The sequence below is a fragment of the Lysinibacillus phoenicis genome (genome assembly GCF_047238325.1).
Classification (GTDB): Bacteria; Bacillota; Bacilli; order Bacillales_A; family Planococcaceae; genus Lysinibacillus; species Lysinibacillus irui.
On record NZ_JBDFMP010000002.1, the window covers coordinates 98,347 to 121,954 of the forward strand.

Genomic DNA, 23,608 nt, shown 5'->3' on the forward strand with positions numbered 1-23,608 from the left:
AACTAAATTATTTGCAAAAACAGCCTGTTCATTCGCGACAACCCACATTTTTGTTGATGCAGAATTTCAATTACCTATCACCTATATGCATGTTCATTTTCCGTATTTGTTATAGGCTATTATTCATAGTTACCTAATCATTTTTCATTTTAGTGAAAGGAAAAATGGGAAAATCATCACTTTTTGAATAGTTTGAAAATTTTGTTTAAAACGATTATAATGTAGGAAAAGGAGCGTGTTATTTATGAATATGGCTGTCATGAAACGTTTGAATCGTCAAGGTTTTCTTATCGCTGGTTTGCATTTGTTAGTTTTACTAAATCTTGCAGCCGATTTCTTATACACAACGTAACAATTAAATAGAAAGGTGAATAAAATGTTTGTCTCATTCTAAAACAACCGTGTCGTGTAAATTATTTGCAGCTCACGGTTGTTTTTATTTTGACCAAATAACTGAAAAGAGGGATTTTTCTGCCAAATGTCAAATACATAGACATATAGGGGAGGGGTATGATGACGCTAAGATTAGATCAAGCATTCATTGATGTGGAGAGACCTTTTGCATGGTTGGACTTAGATGCGCTGGATAAAAATATCCAAATTGTACAAGATGCCTGTGGCGAGAAACAAATTCGCATTGCGACAAAATCGATTCGTTCTGTCGACGTGCTCCGGTATGTTCAAAAAAACCTCGCACAGGTTGTAGGATTTATGACGTTCACGGCTGCCGAGACGATTTTCTTACTTCAGCAGCAATTTGATGATGTATTACTAGGCTATCCGGTAATGGAGGAAGCGTCTATTCGCCGCTTGTTGCATTTCGTCAAAGAAGGAAAAACGGTTACTTTTATGGTTGATCGACAGGAACATGTCCAATTATTGGCGAGGTTAGGGGAAGAAATAGATGTACGTGTACAAATCTGTATCGATATCAATGTGTCGAATGATTTTAAAGTATTGTATTTTGGAACAAAGCGTTCCTCATTATATTCGCTTGAGACGTTAACTCCTTTCTTACAATATATTCAAAAAAATCCTTTCTTGGAAGTTGCTGGAGCGATGGGCTATGAGGCCCAAATTGCAGGGGTTGGTAATCGTCCTGCAAATGCTTTAAAAGGTAGGGTCATAGACGCCATGCAAGTGCAGGCCAAAAAACAAGTTACACAATTCCGTCGACTAGCTATTGCCCATATTAAAGCGTATTTTCCAAACCTACGCTTTGTTAATGGTGGTGGCTCTGGGAGTATGTCTTACACCGCCAAGCAAAAAGAAGTGACTGAAATTACTGTAGGATCTGCATTTTACGCTCCTGGACTATTCGATCAATTTACTCATTTACAGCTAGAAAAAGCAGCTGGATTTGCTTTAAGGGTGACGAGAAAGCCTGAAAAAAATATCGTTGTTTGTCACGGAGGGGGCTATACGGCTTCAGGTGCAGTAAACATGGACCGCTTGCCAGTATTCTATGAACCTACCACATTCGCATATCTTACCTTAGAGGGAGCCGGTGAGGTGCAAACACCTATTAAGGTCAAAGGAAAAACGGTCAATATTGGCGATACAATTTATTTTCGACATGCCAAAGCAGGAGAGCTTTGTGAGCGTTTCCAAGTGCTACATGGTATTCGAGGGGACAAGTATATCGGGCGTTACACAACTTACAGGGGGGATGGCCAATGTTTTCTATAGAAAAATGGCGAAATGGAGAAAAATGGACTAACTGGGCAGGGAATGTTATTTCATATCCAAGCGAAATGTATGCACCACATTCTATTGAAGAAGTTTCAACTATTGTAAAACAAGCACGCGAAACAGGAAAATCGATTCGTGTCACAGGTGCAGCTCATTCATTTAGCGCTGTGGCAATGCCGGAGCATATAGCTATTTCCCTACATAATATGCGTGGATTAATTGCTGTAAATGAGGAAAGGCAGGAGGCAACTTTGTGGGCTGGAACCTATCTCTATGAAATGGGTCCAATGCTGGCAAAACATGGCTTTGCTTTAATCAATATGGGGGATATTCAGGAGCAAACGATTGCAGGGGCAGTATCGACCGGCACACATGGTACAGGTGTTACACTAGGTTCATTGTCATCTGCAGTTATGGCATGGGGCTTTGTAGATGGAAAGGGTACTTATCATGAGCACAGGAGAGGGATGGACGATGTATCCGAAGCCCTTCATGTATCATTAGGTATGCTTGGTATTCTTGTCAAAGTTACGGTCAAGGTAATGCCACTATATGGCTTACATTATGTGGGGGCAAGAGAGACATTGAGCAATGGACTTACTACATTTGCTGAGGATATTCGTCTACATCGACATGTAGAGTGGTTTTATTTCCCTGGAAGTGAGACGATTCAAGTAAAGCGAATGAATGCTGTAGCGCCTATCTATCAAAGTGAATGGAATAAGAGAATTGAAACTCTAAAACTTCAAATAGTAGAAAATGGTGCTTTCTTTGCTATGTCAGAGCTATGTAAATGGAAACCTTCGTTAAGTGGTACGATGAGTAAAATAGCTGCTGCTAATGTCGTGGAAAGTGAAAAAGTAGGAATAAGCTATGAAATTTATCCTTCACCTCGTAGTGTAAAGTTTCAAGAGAGTGAATATGCCATCCCGTTATCTCACTTTGAAGCCTGTTTAGAAGAAATTCATGCAACCTTTAAAAAAGGCCTTTTTGATGTACATTTTCCATTAGAGTGTCGAACAACTGCGGGTGAAGCAGGTTTTTTAAGTCCTACGCAGGGGCGTGAGTCAGCCTTTATAGCTTTTCATATGTATAAAGGGATGTCGGAGGAGCCTTATTTTAAATGGGTGCATACATTGATGCAAAAATATGAAGGTCGTCCTCATTGGGGAAAACAACATCATTTAACAGCACAAAAAGTGTATGAGTTATATCCGGAGATCGAAAAGTTTTTAACGGTTCGGCAGCAGTATGATCCAGATCAAGTATTTTTTACAGGATACTTAAAAAAACTGTTTCTATTGTAAGCGCTCTCTCTATTTTTATATGATTCCACCTTGTCCTAGTATTTGGTAGGTCTATTATTTATTCATTTTTGTTTTTATCAGAAAAATTTAAATTTGAACGAAATGTCAAAATTTTTATCAAAGCGAGATAAAACTTATGCTTAATCAGCATGTAAACGATTTCAATTTTGACAGATTTTTTGAATTGTTTAAACAATTCAAAAAATAGTGTTGACGAGACCTTTTTTTCGTACTATGATAACAACAATTTAACACGTTCGTTACAGCAGTGATCGACTAGAAAGCTGTTAATCTATAAATAAAAACAAAAGAGACAGAACATTTTGATTATAGTGACGAACAAAGTATGGAAAGCAATGAGGGGCGTTTAAAATGAGAAGTGACATGATTAAAGTAGGCGTAGATCGAGCGCCACATCGAAGTCTTTTATATGCAACAGGCAAAGTAAAAGCAAAAGATTTAGGCAAACCATTTATTGGGGTTTGTAACTCTTATATCGACATAATACCAGGTCACGTTCATTTACGTACGTTCGCTGATGTAGTGAAAGAAGCTATTATTGAAGCGGGTGGTATTCCATTCGAATTTAATACAATTGGTGTCGATGATGGTATTGCAATGGGGCATATTGGGATGCGTTATTCATTACCTAGTCGTGAAATTATAGCAGACTCAGCTGAGACGGTTATTAATGCACACTGGTTTGATGGTGTTTTTTATATTCCAAACTGTGACAAAATTACACCTGGTATGCTTATGGCAGCGGTTCGTACGAATGTACCATCTATCTTTGTTTCGGGTGGTCCAATGGAGGCCGGTACCTCTGCTACAGGTAAGCAGCTTTCCCTCACATCAGTTTTTGAAGGAGTAGGGGCTCATAAATCAGGGAAAATGTCAGCTGAAGAGCTGTTAGATATTGAAAATAATGCATGTCCAACATGTGGTTCATGCTCAGGTATGTTTACAGCAAACTCCATGAACTGCTTAATGGAAATGCTAGGTGTCGCATTACCAGGGAATGGTACAATCGTAGCTACTTCTGAAGAGCGTCACCAGCTGATTAAAGAAGCAGCTAAACAATTAATTCGTATGGTAAAAGAAGATATTAAGCCACGCGATATTATTACAAAAGAAGCTATTGATGATGCATTTGCTCTTGATATGGCAATGGGTGGCTCAACAAACACTGTTCTTCATACATTAGCCATTGCGAATGAAGCAGAAATAGACTATAACATTGAAGATATTAATAAAGTAGCGGAACGCGTACCGTATTTAGCAAAAATTATGCCTGCTTCGGATATTTCAATGGATGACATCAATAAAGCCGGTGGAGTTAGCGCCATTATTAACGAATTAACAACGATTCCAGGTGCTATTCACCCAGATCGTCCTACAGTTGCAGGAGTGACAATGGGAGAACTTGTTAAAGATTATCACATCACGAATGATCAAGTCATTCGAACAAAAGACAATCCATATAGTGCTGTAGGTGGGTTATCCGTATTATTCGGTAACATCGCACCGGATGGTTCTGTTATTAAAGTAGGGGCGGTTGATCCTTCCATCCAAGTATTCAAAGGCGAAGCAATCGTTTTTGATTCACAAGAAGCAGCCCAAGAGAATATTGATAATGGAACAGTTAAAGAGGGCCATGTAGTCGTCATTCGCTACGAGGGACCTAAAGGTGGCCCGGGGATGCCAGAAATGCTTGCACCTACCTCTGCGATTCAAGGTCGTGGTCTTGGTACAAAGGTTGCTTTAATCACAGATGGTCGTTTCTCAGGAGCATCTCGAGGTATTTCAATTGGACATATTTCACCAGAAGCAGCTGAAGGTGGTCCAATCGCTTTAGTTGAAAATGGAGATATTATTGAAATTGATCTACCAAATCGTACGATTAATTTACAAGTTTCAGATGAAGTTTTAGCTGAACGTCGTGCAAAATTACCAGTCTTTGAGCCAAAAATTAAACGAGGTTGGCTAGCAAGATATTCAAAATTAGTGACGAACGCCTCAACTGGCGGCGTAATGAAAATTTAACAACTAAATATATAGAAAACGTTGATGAGGTTAAAGGTTCTAGAGCCTTGTATCTACCAGAGAGCCGGTCGTGCTGGAAGCCGGCGATACAACTAGATCCGACATCCCCTCGGAGTGGGCTATTAAACGTGTTTACACCATTAGATAGCTCCGGGCATAGTCGAAAGTGCTCGTTATTAATGAATAAATGTTTTATGGCACTCTATTGGATGCGAATTCTTTCGCATTGGTGCATAAATGCAATCATTTATTCGCGAGGTAGCAATTATTTGCTATAAAAAAGGGTGGTACCATGGAAAGTCTTTTTCATCCCTACGTAAGGTAGTTCTTTGCGTGTGGAGAAAAAGGCTTTTTATTATTTTCACGAATGAAATGCAAACTCTCAACCAAATGGAAGAGAGTGCAGATAATCCAGCTTGTGACACTTCATTAATCTACAACACTGATGTGTGAGTTTGAAAGATATAAAGGAGGCATAATTTGATGAGTGCAAATGTTTCAATGAATGAACAAGAACAATTAGTAACAACTGTTACTGCTGAGCAAACCTATCAAGCAAAGGACGGTGCAGATGTATTAGTGCAGGCATTGCACGATCAAGGTGTTGAAATCATCTTTGGCTATCCTGGAGGAGCCGTATTGCAAATCTATGATGCAATGTATAAAAATCCAATCCGCCATATTTTAACTAGACATGAACAGGGTGCTATTCATGCAGCCGAGGGTTATGCTCGTGTTTCTGGTAAAACGGGTGTTGTTATTGCGACAAGTGGGCCAGGCGCAACAAATCTCGTAACAGGTATTGCGGACGCCATGATTGATTCCATTCCATTAGTTGTCTTTACAGGTCAGGTTGCTACTTCTGTAATTGGAACAGACGCTTTCCAAGAAGCAGATATCATGGGGATTACGACACCAATTACAAAGCACAATTACCAAGTGCAGGACGTAAATGATATTCCACGTATTGTTAAAGAGGCGTTCCATATTGCTAGCACAGGTCGTAAGGGACCAGTTGTCGTGGACTTCCCAAAAAACGTTTCACAAATGTTGTTTGATGTAGAGAATCCGCCACAAGCACCTGATGATATTTATTTACCAGGCTATCAGCCAACATATAAACCAAATTACTTACAGATCCAAAAAGCGATTCAAGCGATTTCCTTGGCAAAGAATCCAATCATTTTAGCTGGTGCAGGTGTTCTCTTTGCTGATGCACGTGAGGAATTAACAGCCTTCGCAGAAAAATACCGTATTCCAGTAACGAACACATTGCTAGGACTTGGGTCCATTCATGGTGAACATGATTTATTCCTTGGGATGGCAGGCATGCACGGTACAGTAACAGCAAATACAGCCATCACAAAATCTGATTTATTACTTAATATTGGTGCACGCTTTGATGATCGTTTAACAGGTAATTTAGCCACATTTGCACCAAATGCAACAATCATCCATATCGACATAGATCCTGCTGAAATTGGCAAAAACGTTCCGACAGATATTCCGATCGTTGCAGATGCAAAAGAAGCTTTGAAAGCATTATTGAAAAAGGACTTCGAAGGTCCTGATACAGCAGATTGGTTAGCCTATTTAAACAATCATGCCAATGACTATCCATTATGGTATTGCAAGAATGATGATGATCAGGAAGTTTTACCACAAGAGGCATTGCAATTAGTGCATAAAATTACTGAGGGTGATGCCATTGTAACGACTGATGTTGGGCAGCATCAAATGTGGGCAGCGCAATACTACCATTTAAATAATGATCATGCATGGGTAACGTCTGGTGGACTTGGTACGATGGGCTTCGGCTTCCCAGCCGCAATTGGCGCTCAATTTGCGAAGCCAGACAAAAAAGTTATTTCGATTGTAGGAGATGCAGGCTTCCAAATGACTGCACAGGAGTTATCCATTCTACAGGAGTTTAACTTACCAGTAAAAATTGTGATTTTGAATAATAGCTGCCTTGGCATGGTCCGTCAATGGCAACAGACATTCTATGAAGAGCGTTATTCATCATCGCTTATGCCAATCCAACCAGACTTTGTTAAGTTAGCAGATGCCTATAATATAAAAGGCTATCGAATTAACACAATTGATGAAGCGGAGGATATTTTCCGTGAGGCACTACTTTCTGATGAGCCAGTATTAATTGATTGTCGAGTGAAACAGCTTGAATGTGTTTACCCAATGGTAGCACCAGGCAAAGGCTTACATGAAATGATTGGGGTGAAAAAGAATTGAAACGAGTAATTACCGTAACTGTGATTAACCAAAGTGGTGTGTTAAACCGTTTGACAGGTCTATTGATGAAGCGTCAATTCAATATTGAATCGATTACAGTAGGTCATACGGAACAAGCAAACTTTTCAAAGATGACTTTTGTAGTCCACGTCGAGGATGAACGCAAGATCGAGCAGCTAGTGAAACAATTATCGAAGCAAATTGATGTGTTAAAGGTCAATGACATAACGGATAAATCAATTGTTTTGCGAGAGCTAGCGCTGGTAAAGGTTATTTCACCGCCAAATTTACGTTTGGAAATGAATTCGATTGTCGAACCATTCCGTGCTCAAATTATTGATACGGCTAAAAACGTTGTGACGTATCAAGTGGTAGGGCACCCAGACAAAATTGATGCCTTTATCGAACTCATTCGACCATATGGCATTAAAGAGCTTACTCGTACAGGGGCCACTGCTTCTGTTCGTGAAACACAAAAAATCTCAAATCCACAGCTCTCTATTTTAAAATAGTTTGCATATAAATTTAACAAGCTTTATGGAGCTAAAAAAACAAACCAAATTCTAGGAGGAAATGAACTATGGCTACTATGTATTATGAACAAAATATCAACGAGGACGTACTAAAAGGAAAGAAAATCGCAATCATCGGTTATGGCTCACAAGGACACGCACATGCATTAAACCTTAAGGAATCAGGCTTTGATGTAGTAGTAGGGGTTCGCCCAGGTGGATCTTTCGATGCTGCAAAAGCAGATGGTATTGATGTAAAAACGGTGGCGGAGGCTGCACAAGAAGCAGATGTTATCCAAATTTTATTACCAGATGAGCGTCAAAAAGCAGTTTATGAAGCAGAAATTGCACCACATCTACAAGCTGGCAAAGCTTTAATGTTTGCGCACGGCTTCAACATTCACTTTGGTCAAATTACACCACCAGCAGATGTTGACGTATTTTTAGTAGCACCAAAAGGCCCAGGACATTTAGTGCGTCGTCAATTCCAAGAAGGAGCTGGCGTACCAGGTTTATTCGCTATCCATCAAGACGCGACAGGTCAAGCAAAAGATTTAGCACTTGCTTATGGTAAAGGAATTGGTGCCGCACGTGGTGGACTTCTTGAAACATCATTCAAAGAAGAGACAGAGACAGATTTATTCGGTGAACAAGCAGTTCTTTGTGGTGGTGCAACACAACTTGTAAGAGCAGGATTTGAAACGCTAGTAGAAGCTGGCTACCAACCGGAATTAGCATACTTTGAAACACTTCACGAGCTTAAATTAATTGTTGACCTTATGTTTGAAGGCGGTATGGCAACAATGCGTTACTCGGTGTCAGATACAGCTGAGTGGGGAGATTATGTGGCGGGACCACGCATTATCGATGAGTCAGTAAAAGCACGAATGAAAGATGTGTTAACAGATATTCAAGATGGTACATTTGCTCGTCGTTGGATTCAAGAAAATGAAAATGGTCGCCCAGAATATACAAAATTCAAAGAGGCTGGTGCAAACCATCAAATTGAAGAAGTGGGTGCAAAATTACGTGCTATGATGCCATTCATTAATGAAGGTAAAGAAAAAGTTGTGAGAGAAGTGGCTACAAGTGCGAAAAATTGATATTTTCGATACGACGCTTCGCGATGGTGAACAATCTGCTGGGATCAACTTAAATACGGCCGAGAAGATTGAAATTGCCAAACAGTTAGAGCGCCTTGGAGTGACAATTATTGAAGCAGGGTTTCCTGCTTCGTCACCCGGTGACTTTGATGCCGTCCATCGCATTGCAGGAACCGTAAAAAATTCTATTATCACAGGTCTAGCTCGCTGTATCCAAAAGGATATCGATACGACTTGGGAAGCAATTAAAGTAGCAGAGCAACCACATATTCATGTTTTTCTAGCAACCTCACCCATTCATATGGAATATAAGTTAAAAAAATCCCCAGATCAAGTGATCGAGCAAGCGGTTGCGGCAGTTAAATATGCAAAAAAATTCTTTCCTCTTGTGCAATGGTCTGCCGAGGATGCATTCCGTTCGGATCGTGAATTTTTAGTACGAATTATGAATGAAGTGGTTGCTGCTGGTGCTTCAACGATTAATGTTCCTGACACTGTAGGCTATGCTTCCCCTCAGGAATATGGCGCATTATTTAAATTCCTACTGGAAAATGTAAAAGGTGCTGACAAAGTAAAATTCTCTGCCCATTGTCATGATGACCTTGGGATGGCCACAGCCAATACGATTGCTGCCATCGAAAATGGTGCCGCGCAAGTAGAGGGAACCATCAATGGTATTGGCGAACGTGCAGGGAATGTAGCACTAGAAGAAATTGCGGTGGCACTGCATATTCGCAAAGATTTTTACCAAGTGGAAACTGGAATACAGCTGCAAGAGATTAAACGCACGTCTCAATTAGTCAGTAAATTGACAAACGTTGTGATTCAGCCTAATAAAGCAATTGTTGGAAAGAATGCATTTGCGCATGAATCAGGTATCCATCAAGATGGCGTCTTGAAAAATCCGGAAACCTACGAAATTATCTCACCTGCCCTAATCGGTGAGGGTGAAATACCATTAGTACTTGGGAAACATTCTGGGCGTGCTGCCTTCCGTGATCGTGCTGAAACAATGGGCTTCAACCTTTCCGATGAAAAGCTGAACAAAGCGTTTGTGGAATTTAAAAAACTAGCTGATCGGAAAAAAGAGATTACAGAAGAGGATTTACTAACTCTTCTCACAGAACAACAGGTTCAAATAGAGGATGTACCACTCTTTGATTTGAAGATGGTACAAGTGCAATATGGAACAGAAAATATTCCTACTGCTACAGCCATTGTCCTAACACCAGAGGGGCTAGAGAAAACGGTTGTTGCGACTGGCTCTGGTTCTGTGGAGGCCATTTTTAATACGCTGGAGCAGCTTGTACCTGGAGCTGTTCAGGTGCTTGATTACCGTGTGTCATCTGTAGGGAAGGGCCGGGATGCACTTGGTGAAGCGGTTATTAATATTCGTTATGATAATGTATCGACAACAGGCCGCAATTCTTCACAAGATGTTTTAGAAGCTTCGGCTAAAGCTTATTTAAATGCCATTAACCGTCATTTAATACAAGCAAGTCTTCGCGCACAGCCTGTATAGGTTGTAAAGGTAGTGAATTGTGTGATGTACCATTCACGAGTCGGATGCAATGATGTCATGGCGTATTGTATCTTTCAAGAAAAATTACGCTTAGTCGTAATGAATACGCTCATCTAAATAGTTGGTAGGTGAGCGTTCTTACTAAATTAGCGAATGCGCTAAAAAAAGAAAGGTGTTTTGACGATGGAGAAAAAAATTACAGTCCTTCCTGGTGACGGGATTGGGCCAGAGGTTGTTGCTTCTGCTGTACGTGTACTACAAGTGATTGGTAAACGATTTAATCATACATTTCATTTAGGATATGCAACAATTGGGGGTGCTGCCATTGATCAGCACAACAATCCATTACCAGAAGAAACAATCGAGATGTGTGAAAATAGCGATGCGATTCTATTAGGAGCTGTTGGTGGACCAAAATGGGATCAAAACCCACCTGAATTACGCCCAGAAAAAGGGTTATTGCGTATTCGCAAACACTTCGATTTATTTGCAAATCTACGTCCAGTAAAGGCGTTCCCGAGTTTACTAGATGCTTCACCATTAAAACGTGAAGTAGCTGAAAACGTTGATTTAATGATTGTTCGTGAACTAACAGGCGGCGTATACTTCGGGGAACCACGTATGCGTACTGAAAATGGCGCAATTGATACAACTGTTTATTCAAAAGCAGAGGTGGAGCGTATCGTTGAAAATGCCTTTGAGCTAGCACGTTTACGTGGAGGCAAATTATGCTCTGTTGATAAGGCGAATGTTCTTGAAACAAGTCGCTTATGGCGTGAAGTCGTAGAAGCAAAGAAAAAAGACTATCCAGATGTCATTGTAGAACATAATCTAGTCGACTCTGTTGCGATGAAACTAATTACAAATCCTGGTCACTATGATGTAGTAGTCACTGAAAATATGTTTGGTGATATTTTAAGTGATGAAGCATCAGTTATTACTGGTTCTTTGGGCGTCCTTCCATCGGCATCTATTCGTGGTGATAATTTTGGCTTATATGAACCTGTACATGGATCAGCTCCGGAAATTGCAGGGCAAGGAGTAGCAAACCCTGCGGCAACAATTCTATCTGTTGCGATGATGCTACAATATTCCTTTGGCCTGAAAGAAGAGGCGGCAGAAATTGAGCGTGCTGTTAGTGCAGTATTTGATGATGGTTACTTTACAGCAGATCTTGCTCGTGACGGCAGCCGCATTTTATCGACAAATGAATGGACAGATAAAGTGATTAACGAAATTGATACTAGTTTTGTTTCACAAAGTATTATGACAACATATATTTAAAGAAATAGGTGAAGACAATGGGTAAAAATATAATTGAAAAGATTTGGGATAAACATGTAGTTTATCAGGAAGAGGGCAAACCGGACCTGTTATATATTGATCTTCATTTAATTCATGAAGTAACATCTCCGCAAGCTTTTGAAGGTCTACGTTTGAACGGACGCAAAGTGCGTCGTCCTGATTTAAGCTTTGCGACAATGGATCATAACGTACCAACGAAAAATTTACCGACAATCCATGATCCTATTGCACGCAACCAAATCGAAACATTGGCTAAAAATGCAAAAGAGTTTGGTGTTGAGCTAGCAGGAATGGGTCATCCTGACCAAGGGATTGTACACGTTATTGGGCCAGAGCTGGGATTAACACAACCAGGGAAAACTATCGTTTGTGGCGATTCTCATACATCAACTCACGGTGCCTTTGGTGCGATTGCTTTCGGGATTGGTACATCAGAGGTTGAGCATGTCTTATCAACACAAACTTTATGGCAAAATAAGCCGAAAACGATGGAAATTCGTGTTGAAGGGGAGCTACCAGTTGGGGTAGCTGCAAAGGATATTATTTTAGCCATTATTGCAAAGTTTGGTATTGGTGTTGGCACTGGGCATATTGTGGAATTCACTGGAGAGGCTATCCATAAATTGTCTATGGAAGAACGGATGACAATCTGTAATATGTCGATTGAGGCAGGAGCGAAAGCTGGGCTGATTTCACCTGATCAAACAACAGTGGATTATATTCGTGGTCGCAAATATGCGCCACAAGGTGAAAAATTGGAGGAAGCAGCCGCTTATTGGTTAAGTTTGGCTTCCGATGAGGATGCTACGTACGACACAGTTCGTATCATAAATGCAGAAGAAATCGAACCAATCATTACATGGGGTACAAATCCATCGATGGGTACGGGTGTTTCTGGTCATGTTCCAACACAAGCAGATTATGAGGATGAATCTGATAAGGCAGCTCTTCAAAAAGCATTAGCCTATATGGGCTTAGAGGAAGGGCAACCTTTAACATCTATTGATATTCAGCATGTCTTTATTGGCTCCTGTACAAACTCACGCATTAGTGATTTACGCACTGCTGCTAGTGTCATTCAAGGACGTAAGGTGCATGATAATGTAACAGCAATTGTTGTGCCGGGTTCTCATACGACGAAAAAGCAAGCAGAGGAAGAGGGCTTGGATAAAATCTTTATCGAGGCAGGCTTTGAATGGAGAGAGTCAGGTTGCTCCATGTGCCTAGCGATGAATGATGATGTTGTACCAGCTGGTGAACGCTGTGCCTCTACATCCAATCGCAACTTTGAAGGACGTCAGGGAGCGGGTTCTCGTACACATTTAGTATCACCACCGATGGCAGCTGCAGCTGCGATTGCAGGTCATTTTGTGGATGTACGTGAATTTGTGAAGGAAACTGTGTAAGTCTTGCTTTACACGGAAGGGATGATTAAAAATGGAACCAATTAATATCGTTAATAGTGTCATCACACCACTTGATCGTAAAAATGTTGATACAGATCAAATTATTTCAAAAGAATTTCTTAAACGTATTGAGCGCACAGGATTTGGACAATTTTTATTTTATCACTGGCGTTACGATGCACAAGGCAATGAGATTAAAGACTTTGTTTTAAATAAACCTGAATTTAAAGAATCCAAAATTTTAGTGGCGCAAGATAATTTTGGCTGCGGTTCATCCCGCGAACACGCACCATGGGCCATCTTAGATTATGGCTTTAACGTGGTGATTGCCCCTTCTTTTGCAGATATCTTCCATAATAACTGCTTTAAAAATGGCATTCTACCTATTAAGTTAACAGAAGCAGAATGTGATGAAATTCTGGCTAAGGGATTAGCAAAGCCATATACAATGGAAGTAAATCTTGCTGAACAAACAGTGACAGGTGAAGATGGTAAAGTCTATCATTTCACAATTGATCCGTACTATAAGGAGACATTACTAAATGGTTGGGATGAAATTGCTTTAACCTTTAAATACGAAGAACATATTGCTGCCTATGAGGCAAAGCGGGTAGCATTCTAAGCAAAAGTGGCTGGATAAATCCTAGCTATAAACTAAAAAGCCAGTGAAATTTTACGATTAATAAAATTTCGTTGGCTTTTAAAATTTTTTCAATAAGAAAGTCTTCTGATTCATTAACTCATCAAAAATATATTAATTAGTTTTGCTTTAGATATAAAAGTAAAGTTACAGAAAGAATGTATTGCCTTCTATGTTCACCATTTCAAAGCTATTCTGTAGAAACTTTCGATTCGACAGTTGAAGAAAAAGCATATTCAGTTGTTACTCACTCTAACTGGAAGATATAGTGTTAGGAGAATCAGTGAATTGAAAAGATGGTATACGTTATTTAAGCTTCAGGATAATAATGCTGAAGGAGTATGTAAGGCTTTTTCTTGATGAAAGAGCTATGGTCGGTTCTAACTGCAAAGCAATGGGATTATTTTTTAGAAACGATTTAAAACGTGCTATTGTATAAAATACAATATTTAAATAGTAGGGAGATAGAATAGAAAGTTTTTAACTAATTTCTTGTTGACTATTTTGTTAATATAATATATTATTGATTTCTATCGTGAAATATCGATAGATGTTAATAAGTATTAATCACAGGTGTTAACATAAAAATATTTTGATATATTGTGAAACATCATTTAGCGAATAAAATATTTTGAATTAGTTGTTGACAAACACGAAAATGTTTTGATATAATAAAATTCCTGTCGCTGTATGGCAGTATAAAATGAACCTTGAAAACTGAACAAGCAAAACGTAATCAATAAAGTTTTAAGTAACTAGTTTCGGCTAGTGAACGAAACAAAATTTTGGACATCAAAATTGATGCCAGCAAAACAATTTGAGCTAATCAAATTTCTTTTATGGAGAGTTTGATCCTGGCTCAGGACGAACGCTGGCGGCGTGCCTAATACATGCAAGTCGAGCGAACAGAGAAGGAGCTTGCTCCTTTGACGTTAGCGGCGGACGGGTGAGTAACACGTGGGCAACCTACCTTATAGTTTGGGATAACTCCGGGAAACCGGGGCTAATACCGAATAATCTGTTCCACCTCATGGCGGAACACTGAAAGACGGCATCTCGCTGTCGCTATAAGATGGGCCCGCGGCGCATTAGCTAGTTGGTGAGGTAACGGCTCACCAAGGCGACGATGCGTAGCCGACCTGAGAGGGTGATCGGCCACACTGGGACTGAGACACGGCCCAGACTCCTACGGGAGGCAGCAGTAGGGAATCTTCCACAATGGGCGAAAGCCTGATGGAGCAACGCCGCGTGAGTGAAGAAGGTTTTCGGATCGTAAAACTCTGTTGTAAGGGAAGAACAAGTACAGTAGTAACTGGCTGTACCTTGACGGTACCTTATTAGAAAGCCACGGCTAACTACGTGCCAGCAGCCGCGGTAATACGTAGGTGGCAAGCGTTGTCCGGAATTATTGGGCGTAAAGCGCGCGCAGGCGGTCCTTTAAGTCTGATGTGAAAGCCCACGGCTCAACCGTGGAGGGTCATTGGAAACTGGGGGACTTGAGTGCAGAAGAGGAAAGTGGAATTCCAAGTGTAGCGGTGAAATGCGTAGAGATTTGGAGGAACACCAGTGGCGAAGGCGACTTTCTGGTCTGTAACTGACGCTGAGGCGCGAAAGCGTGGGGAGCAAACAGGATTAGATACCCTGGTAGTCCACGCCGTAAACGATGAGTGCTAAGTGTTAGGGGGTTTCCGCCCCTTAGTGCTGCAGCTAACGCATTAAGCACTCCGCCTGGGGAGTACGGTCGCAAGACTGAAACTCAAAGGAATTGACGGGGGCCCGCACAAGCGGTGGAGCATGTGGTTTAATTCGAAGCAACGCGAAGAACCTTACCAGGTCTTGACATCCCGTTGACCACTGTAGAGATATAGTTTCCCCTTCGGGGGCAACGGTGACAGGTGGTGCATGGTTGTCGTCAGCTCGTGTCGTGAGATGTTGGGTTAAGTCCCGCAACGAGCGCAACCCTTGATCTTAGTTGCCATCATTTAGTTGGGCACTCTAAGGTGACTGCCGGTGACAAACCGGAGGAAGGTGGGGATGACGTCAAATCATCATGCCCCTTATGACCTGGGCTACACACGTGCTACAATGGACGATACAAACGGTTGCCAACTCGCGAGAGGGAGCTAATCCGATAAAGTCGTTCTCAGTTCGGATTGTAGGCTGCAACTCGCCTACATGAAGCCGGAATCGCTAGTAATCGCGGATCAGCATGCCGTGGTGAATACGTTCCCGGGCCTTGTACACACCGCCCGTCACACCACGAGAGTTTGTAACACCCGAAGTCGGTGAGGTAACCTTTTGGAGCCAGCCGCCGAAGGTGGGATAGATGATTGGGGTGAAGTCGTAACAAGGTAGCCGTATCGGAAGGTGCGGCTGGATCACCTCCTTTCTAAGGATTATTTCGGAATACAAACCTAGGGTTTGTAAGATTACGTTTTGCGTTCAGTTTTGAAGGTTCATTCTTCCGAATGAAATACTTCAAATATGTGCTCCTGTCGCTACGCTTTCGTCGCAAAGCTGCGAAGAAGTAGAAGCAGGCAGTAACTTTGTTCTTTGAAAACTGGATAAAACGACATTGAAATTGTAACAAACACATTTATTTTTTAAGTTTTTTATAGGCTTAATAACATTAGTAAGGTTTCAAGACACAAGCAGTTCTAGGAAGCAATCGAGTGAATGAAGGAGCGTACTTCAGTACGTGACTGATTGAACGAGTGAAGCTGACAACGAAATGCGATGTGAATTGAAAGCTGTAGGTTAAGTTATTAAGGGCGCACGGCGAATGCCTTGGCACTAGGAGCCGAAGAAGGACGGCACTAACACCGATATGCTTCGGGGAGCTGTAAGTGAGCTTTGATCCGGAGATTTCCGAATGGGGGAACCCACTACGTTTAATCGCGTAGTATCTTGACGTGAATACATAGCGTCTTGAAGGCAGACCCAGGGAACTGAAACATCTAAGTACCTGGAGGAAGAGAAAGAAAAATCGATTCCCTGAGTAGCGGCGAGCGAAACGGGAAGAGCCCAAACCAAGAGGCTTGCCTCTTGGGGTTGTAGGACACTCTATACGGAGTTACAAAAGAGCGAGTTAGATGAAGCGACTTGGAAAGGTCCGCCAGAGCAGGTAAAAGCCCTGTAGTCGAAAGTTCGTTCTCTCCTGAGTGGATCCTGAGTACGGCGGAACACGTGAAATTCCGTCGGAATCCGGGAGGACCATCTCCCAAGGCTAAATACTACCTAGTGACCGATAGTGAACCAGTACCGTGAGGGAAAGGTGAAAAGCACCCCGGGAGGGGAGTGAAAGAGATCCTGAAACCGTGTGCCTACAAGTAGTTAGAGCCCGTTAATGGGTGATAGCGTGCCTTTTGTAGAATGAACCGGCGAGTTACGATTACGTGCAAGGTTAAGCTTTAGAAGGCGGAGCCGCAGCGAAAGCGAGTCTGAATAGGGCGAAATAGTACGTGGTCGTAGACCCGAAACCAGGTGATCTACCCATGTCCAGGGTGAAGGTAAGGTAACACTTACTGGAGGCCCGAACCCACGCACGTTGAAAAGTGCGGGGATGAGGTGTGGGTAGCGGAGAAATTCCAATCGAACTTGGAGATAGCTGGTTCTCTCCGAAATAGCTTTAGGGCTAGCCTCGTGATGAGAATACTGGAGGTAGAGCACTGTTTGGACTAGGGGGCCATCCCGGTTTACCGAATTCAGACAAACTCCGAATGCCAGATATTTATACACGGGAGTCAGACTGCGAGTGATAAGATCCGTAGTCAAAAGGGAAACAGCCCAGACCACCAGCTAAGGTCCCAAAGTAATCGTTAAGTGGAAAAGGATGTGGCGTTGCACAGACAACCAGGATGTTGGCTTAGAAGCAGCCATCATTTAAAGAGTGCGTAATAGCTCACTGGTCGAGTGACGCTGCGCCGAAAATGTATCGGGGCTAAACGATTCACCGAAGCTGTGGATTGACATCTACGATGTCAGTGGTAGGAGAGCGTTCTAAGTGCGTTGAAGTCAGACCGGAAGGACTGGTGGAGCGCTTAGAAGTGAGAATGCCGGTATGAGTAGCGAAAGACGGGTGAGAATCCCGTCCACCGTATGACTAAGGTTTCCTGAGGAAGGCTCGTCCGCTCAGGGTTAGTCGGGACCTAAGCCGAGGCCGACAGGCGTAGGCGATGGACAACAGGTTGATATTCCTGTACCACCTCCTCACCGTTTGAGAAATGGGGGGACGCAGTAGGATAGGGTAAGCGCGCTGTTGGTTATGCGCGTCCAAGCAGTAAGGCGTGTGTGTAGGCAAATCCGCACACTATAACGTTGAGTTGTGATGGCGAGTCCGTATGGACGAAGTTCCTGATTTCACACTGCCAAGAAAAGCCTCTATCGAGGTGAGAGGTGCCCGTACCGCAAACCGACACAGGTAGTCGAGGAGAGAATCCTAAGGTGTGCGAGAGAACTCTCGTTAAGGAACTCGGCAAAATGACCCCGTAACTTCGGGAGAAGGGGTGCTCTTGAGCGTGCAAGCGCATGAGAGCCGCAGTGAATAGGCCCAGGCGACTGTTTAGCAAAAACACAGGTCTCTGCAAAACCGTAAGGTGACGTATAGGGGCTGACGCCTGCCCGGTGCTGGAAGGTTAAGAGGAGTGGTTAGCGCAAGCGAAGCTGCGAATTGAAGCCCCAGTAAACGGCGGCCGTAACTATAACGGTCCTAAGGTAGCGAAATTCCTTGTCGGGTAAGTTCCGACCCGCACGAAAGGCGTAACGATCTGGGCACTGTCTCAACGAGAGACTCGGTGAAATTATAGTACCTGTGAAGATGCAGGTTACCCGCGACAGGACGGAAAGACCCCGTGGAGCTTTACTGTAGCCTGATATTGAATTTTGGTACAACTTGTACAGGATAGGTAGGAGCCAGAGATCTCGGAGCGCCAGCTTCGAAGGAGGCGTCGGTGGGATACTACCCTGGTTGTATTGAAATTCTAACCCATGCCCCTTAGCGGGGCAGGAGACAGTGTCAGGCGGACAGTTTGACTGGGGCGGTCGCCTCCTAAAAGGTAACGGAGGCGCCCAAAGGTTCCCTCAGAATGGTTGGAAATCATTCGTAGAGTGTAAAGGCACAAGGGAGCTTGACTGCGAGACCTACAAGTCGAGCAGGGTCGAAAGACGGGCTTAGTGATCCGGTGGTTCCGCATGGAAGGGCCATCGCTCAACGGATAAAAGCTACCCCGGGGATAACAGGCTTATCTCCCCCAAGAGTCCACATCGACGGGGAGGTTTGGCACCTCGATGTCGGCTCATCGCATCCTGGGGCTGTAGTCGGTCCCAAGGGTTGGGCTGTTCGCCCATTAAAGCGGTACGCGAGCTGGGTTCAGAACGTCGTGAGACAGTTCGGTCCCTATCCGTCGTGGGCGTAGGAAATTTGAGAGGAGCTGTCCTTAGTACGAGAGGACCGGGATGGACACACCGCTGGTGTACCAGTTGTCTTGCCAAAGGCATCGCTGGGTAGCTATGTGTGGACGGGATAAGTGCTGAAAGCATCTAAGCATGAAGCCCCCCTCAAGATGAGATTTCCCATTACGCAAGTAAGTAAGATCCCTCAAAGACGATGAGGTAGATAGGTTCGAGGTGGAAGTGTGGTGACACATGGAGCTGACGAATACTAATCGATCGAGGACTTAACCAAATTGTTTGAAGCAGTCAATGCGCCGTTTATCCAGTTTTGAAAGAACAACCCTTTCAACAAAAGAGAGCTTCAATACCTTGTGTATTTTAAAGCTTAAAATAATGGAACTTCTGCTAAGAACGCAACATCCATGTTGCAACGCAGAAGCCAGCACATCCATGTGCAAGTCTAGTGATGATGGCAAAGAGGTCACACCCGTTCCCATACCGAACACGGAAGTTAAGCTCTTTAGCGCCGATGGTAGTTGGGGGCTTCCCCCTGTGAGAGTAGGACGTCGCTAGGCAAAATAATAGTAGTCGAGGATTTATTCCTCGGCTTTTTTTATTTTCTCTTAACCAATACTGCTTCACTAAACCTTGAAAATATAACAAAGTCATTTAGACCTTCTAATATCTAAAAATGCTCGAACCTGGCTTTCTTCTTTAACCATATCCAACGACTTGATTCATTATAAATTTCCTCCTAGAACTATAGTTTGATTCCTAACTCTCCATGCAAAGTCAATGCTCCACTTGTTAAAGCCCAAGAAGTAACTATGTTGTAAGCGGGTCCTTCCCTAATAAAACCATATAAAAATGGTTGACAGGGTATGAGTTGACCTAATAATACGAATTTGAGCTTGTATTGTGTTTTTTTCCTTAGCTTCAATCGATGCAAATAAATATGTATAGAATGTGAAAGATCATCATATAAACATGAATTTTCAGAATATAACTGCTATGCATAAATGGGATATTTTGATAATGTGAAAGTAGATGTAAAAAGTAGTAAATTGCTGAAGGAGGAATATAGAATGATTACTTATTCAGTTTCATGTATTTTTTGTAAAAAGACGTTTGAAGTAGTTGAAGGGACCAAAAAATATACCATGTATAAAAGAAATATGAAAGGGAAATTTTCCTGTGATGATTGTGATACAAAAATTGAATTTGAGGCCAGGAAAGGGCTATTAGGAAAACTATAAAAAGCTCTGAAATCAACCTGTCTTTGTTCTTTTTTCTGCATTAAAATAGAAAGTAGAAGAAAGGTAGGGAATTCAATGATTACAGTCATAGGAAGTTTAAATATGGATTTAATTGTACAAATGGATGCTTTTCCTAAGCAGGGGGAGACGATTCTAGGTCAGGCATTTCAAACGGTACCTGGTGGTAAAGGGGCCAATCAAGCAGTTGCGGCAGCCCGTCTTGGTCATGAAGTGGCAATGATCGGCTGTGTGGGTAAAGATAGCTTTGGTGAGGCATTACGGAGTGTTTTACAACAAGAACATATACAAACGGGTGCCATCGTAAGTAGTCCTTCTGCTCTGACAGGGATAGCGAATATTCTTATTTATAATAACGACAATCGCATTGTTGTTGTACCTGGAGCAAACTATGAATTATCTCCATCACATCTTGAGGCTTCCAAGCACTTAATACAAAAAAGTCAAATGGTGATCATCCAGCTTGAAATTCCAAAAGAGACGACAGCTTATGCCATTCGAATGTGTAAAGAGGCAGGTGTTCCCATACTATTAAATCCTGCACCTGCCGCAAATTTTGATGTGCAATGGATGGAGGATATTACCTATTTAACACCAAATGAAACGGAATGTGCAGAAATTTTTAATGAACCGATTGACCACCTTTTAGAAAAGTATCCAAATAAATTAATAATAACGCTCGGTAGTGATGGTGCACGTTATTCTGATGGTACCTATCCAATCCATGTGCCAGGCTATATGACGACTGCTGTGGATACAACAGGTGCTGGGGATACGTTTAATGGTGCGTTAGCTTATGCCTTAGTAGAGGGACAATCGTTGGATGAGGCTGTCTACTTTGCTAATATTGCTGCTTCTTTATCGGTAGAAAAATTTAGTGCACAAGGCGGCATGCCGACACTTGATGCTGTATTTGCACGTATGGCTGGATTTTAAAAGTAGTAGATATTTAGGAGAAAGGTCATTCAATTAGAAAAAGATGTAAGTTTAAAATAATTATTTCAAAATATTTCTATCAAATAAAATAGAAAGCATTGTTTAAACTATTTCTTTTAGTCTGAATAGCTAATAATAAGTAAAGTTAGCAGAGAATTGTTATAAGGATGAATTCCTATTTGCTGTATAAACATATAAGTATTTTGTCCTCTTTTCGACAATCCATGTATTAGAAAAGCCATAGTTTCATTTATAATGGACTTATAGATACATACGAAAAGAGGTTTTGAGGATGACCAACATTGACAACACGCCAATCGAATATACAACCTCAGCGAATAATATTCTGCCACAATTTGTTGATCAACTTCGACAACTATATGGCATTATTGTCCAAAATACATATGTGAAAGATACGGCTAAACATTTAAATCGTATTATTCAAGATGCCAATAATCAGACAATGATTTTAATCGTTGGAAAAGAACGTGTAGGTAAAACAACACTTATTAATGGACTGCTAGGACGTGAAATTCTTTCAGTAGATGATCAACATCCAACAGGCGTAAATACATTTATACGTTACGGCGAGCATGAGGAGATTAAAGCTTATTTTTTAGATGGCGTTGTAGCCATATTCGATCTTAGTAAATTAGAGCTATTAACTACTGGCGATACGTTTGCTTCTCAGATTTTACGTGAGCATTTGGACTATTTAGAAGTATATTTGAAAAATGATTTACTTAAATCGGTGACGATCATTGACTCTGTTTCATTAGAAGCTGGGGGAGGAGAAATGGCTTATTTCTCTGAAGCATTGATGAATAGGGTGGATGAAATTTTCTGGGTTTTACGCTCGGGCTCTATGGCTATTGACGCTGAAATATTATTGCTGGAAGCCTTAAAAAATAAAGGGGTTGAACCTTTATGTGTTATTAATGGTATTGATGCTGATGATCATGCTGCGGCATTTGTCTCCTCGCAACAACAACGAATAGGTCATTTAATCAGTGATTTTGTCGCTGTTTCAGCTAGAAATGCATTGGAAGCCAAGCAAACGGACAGTCATGAGCTTTGGGAAAAAAGCCAGTACGAACATTTAATTACTGAAATACATCGTTTTGCTGAAAATAGTGATAAAAAAACCTATGCCATTTTAATTCGCTTCTTACAATGGCTAGAACGTTTCCGCTTCGAATTAACTGTCATTCCACAACGCGATCCATTTCAATCTGCTGTTGAGAATATTGAAAAATATGCAGGCGATACCCATTATGAATTTTCTCGCAACCAACGAGACTTGGCGATTGTCAAGGAATATGAGCAAGAATACGAAGAAGTTGCTCAAACATTTAAACATGTTCAAACATTGTATCAGCTATTACAAACAATCTCACAACATGATTATTTACAGGATGCTAAGGTAGATAAGTTTACAGAAATTGCTGTTTACTATCAACAAATGTTGAGAGAATATCGTACTATGCACAGTGAGTATTCACGTGAATACGAGCGTTTAGATGCACAGCATAAAAAAATTCATGGGAAAGGGCTCATGAAGGCTATTTTTGGTCAACATACACAAAATGACTTTTTCAAAGAGCGAGTAGAAAAGTTAAATGAGCAACAAGTGATTTGTGTCGCGCAATATGACAAAGTACAACAAGCGGAAGCTGCAATGTTGCAAGCGATTCAAGACATACAGCCTTATTTAATAGAATTAGTAAAAGAGCGCATGAGTCGGATTGAACAAAAAGTGCAAGAATTAAATCAACAAAGAGCAAAAGAAAAGCGCCAATTAAAGAACTATGCTGAAAAATTAAATGAATTTTCATGTTTAATTGAAGCTCAAGGCTATATTAAAGGTACCCTTCAGCCATTTTTAATGAATGAAGAGATACCTTTGAAAGCCAAGGATCTCAAAATGCTTGAAGAAACTGTACAGGCTATTTTAAGTATCGATTTATCGTACAACGGCTTACTTACACGCAGTCAAATGAATAATAAAATGGAAAGTATCGCCATCCCTTTTGATGTAAGAGACAAGCATCATCTAGAAGTGCTTTCTTTAAAGGAAGAGGATGTAAAATCAAACGATATTCCTGAAATTCCAAAGAAATTGGCGATCCAATACGAAGAATAAGCTAGAACAAAACGTTCTAAGAGGGCAGACCTTTTAGAACGTTTTTATGTTTGATGAAACATATCATTCCATTTTTACGTATAA

At 41.5% G+C, this 23,608-nt stretch carries 13 protein-coding genes and 3 rRNA genes; all 16 read left to right on the forward strand.

The features are described from left to right. Positions 1 to 513 precede the first annotated feature (513 nt). Complete coding sequence (locus ABC382_RS01665) at positions 514 to 1,689, forward strand: amino acid deaminase/aldolase (RefSeq protein WP_322611933.1); 1,176 nt, start codon at positions 514 to 516, stop codon at positions 1,687 to 1,689. Continuing rightward, complete coding sequence (locus tag ABC382_RS01670; RefSeq protein WP_322611934.1) at positions 1,677 to 2,999, forward strand: D-arabinono-1,4-lactone oxidase; 1,323 nt, start codon at positions 1,677 to 1,679, stop codon at positions 2,997 to 2,999. The genes ABC382_RS01665 and ABC382_RS01670 overlap by 13 nt, the downstream gene beginning before the upstream one ends. 372 nt (positions 3,000 to 3,371) lie before the next feature. Next, entirely contained in the window at positions 3,372 to 5,042 is a 1,671-nt protein-coding gene (ilvD, locus tag ABC382_RS01675) for a dihydroxy-acid dehydratase (protein WP_274793512.1), read from the forward strand. Positions 5,043 to 5,525: 483 nt separating this feature from the next. Continuing rightward, complete coding sequence (ilvB, locus tag ABC382_RS01680) at positions 5,526 to 7,292, forward strand: biosynthetic-type acetolactate synthase large subunit (RefSeq protein WP_274793511.1); 1,767 nt, start codon at positions 5,526 to 5,528, stop codon at positions 7,290 to 7,292. Next, complete coding sequence (ilvN, locus tag ABC382_RS01685) at positions 7,289 to 7,804, forward strand: acetolactate synthase small subunit (protein WP_274793510.1); 516 nt, start codon at positions 7,289 to 7,291, stop codon at positions 7,802 to 7,804. Before ilvB ends, ilvN begins: the two co-directional genes overlap by 4 nt. Positions 7,805 to 7,872: 68 nt before the next feature. Beyond that, positions 7,873 to 8,907 (forward strand): ketol-acid reductoisomerase, encoded by a 1,035-nt coding sequence (gene ilvC, locus ABC382_RS01690; protein ID WP_274793509.1) that lies wholly within the window; start codon positions 7,873 to 7,875, stop codon positions 8,905 to 8,907. Further along, entirely contained in the window at positions 8,894 to 10,429 is a 1,536-nt protein-coding gene (locus tag ABC382_RS01695) for a 2-isopropylmalate synthase (RefSeq protein ID WP_274793508.1), read from the forward strand. The genes ilvC and ABC382_RS01695 overlap by 14 nt, the downstream gene beginning before the upstream one ends. A 183-nt stretch (positions 10,430 to 10,612) precedes the next feature. Further along, positions 10,613 to 11,713: a 3-isopropylmalate dehydrogenase gene (leuB, locus tag ABC382_RS01700; RefSeq protein ID WP_274793507.1), complete on the forward strand. Its 1,101-nt coding sequence runs from the start codon at positions 10,613 to 10,615 to the stop codon at positions 11,711 to 11,713. Between the two features lie 17 nt (positions 11,714 to 11,730). Next, positions 11,731 to 13,140, forward strand: coding sequence for a 3-isopropylmalate dehydratase large subunit (gene leuC / locus ABC382_RS01705; RefSeq protein ID WP_322611935.1), 1,410 nt, complete (start codon positions 11,731 to 11,733; stop codon positions 13,138 to 13,140). Between the two features lie 31 nt (positions 13,141 to 13,171). Beyond that, positions 13,172 to 13,762, forward strand: a complete 591-nt coding sequence (gene leuD / locus ABC382_RS01710) for a 3-isopropylmalate dehydratase small subunit (protein ID WP_322605540.1) — start codon at positions 13,172 to 13,174, stop codon at positions 13,760 to 13,762. An 854-nt stretch (positions 13,763 to 14,616) separates the two neighbouring features. Next, positions 14,617 to 16,169, forward strand: a 16S ribosomal RNA gene (locus ABC382_RS01715). A gap of 366 nt (positions 16,170 to 16,535) precedes the next feature. Next, positions 16,536 to 19,463 (forward strand): 23S ribosomal RNA (locus ABC382_RS01720). Positions 19,464 to 19,630: 167 nt separating this feature from the next. Further along, positions 19,631 to 19,746: ribosomal RNA gene (gene rrf / locus ABC382_RS01725) — 5S ribosomal RNA — on the forward strand. The 16S, 23S and 5S rRNA genes sit together here, the layout of an rRNA operon. A 510-nt stretch (positions 19,747 to 20,256) precedes the next feature. Then, entirely contained in the window at positions 20,257 to 20,427 is a 171-nt protein-coding gene (locus ABC382_RS01730) for a hypothetical protein (protein WP_322612122.1), read from the forward strand. A 75-nt stretch (positions 20,428 to 20,502) separates the two neighbouring features. Continuing rightward, a complete protein-coding gene (gene rbsK, locus ABC382_RS01735) occupies positions 20,503 to 21,381 on the forward strand; it encodes a ribokinase (protein ID WP_274793502.1) in 879 nt (292 codons plus the stop codon). Between the two features lie 292 nt (positions 21,382 to 21,673). After that, positions 21,674 to 23,524, forward strand: coding sequence for a dynamin family protein (locus ABC382_RS01740; RefSeq protein ID WP_322612121.1), 1,851 nt, complete (start codon positions 21,674 to 21,676; stop codon positions 23,522 to 23,524). Positions 23,525 to 23,608 lie beyond the last annotated feature (84 nt).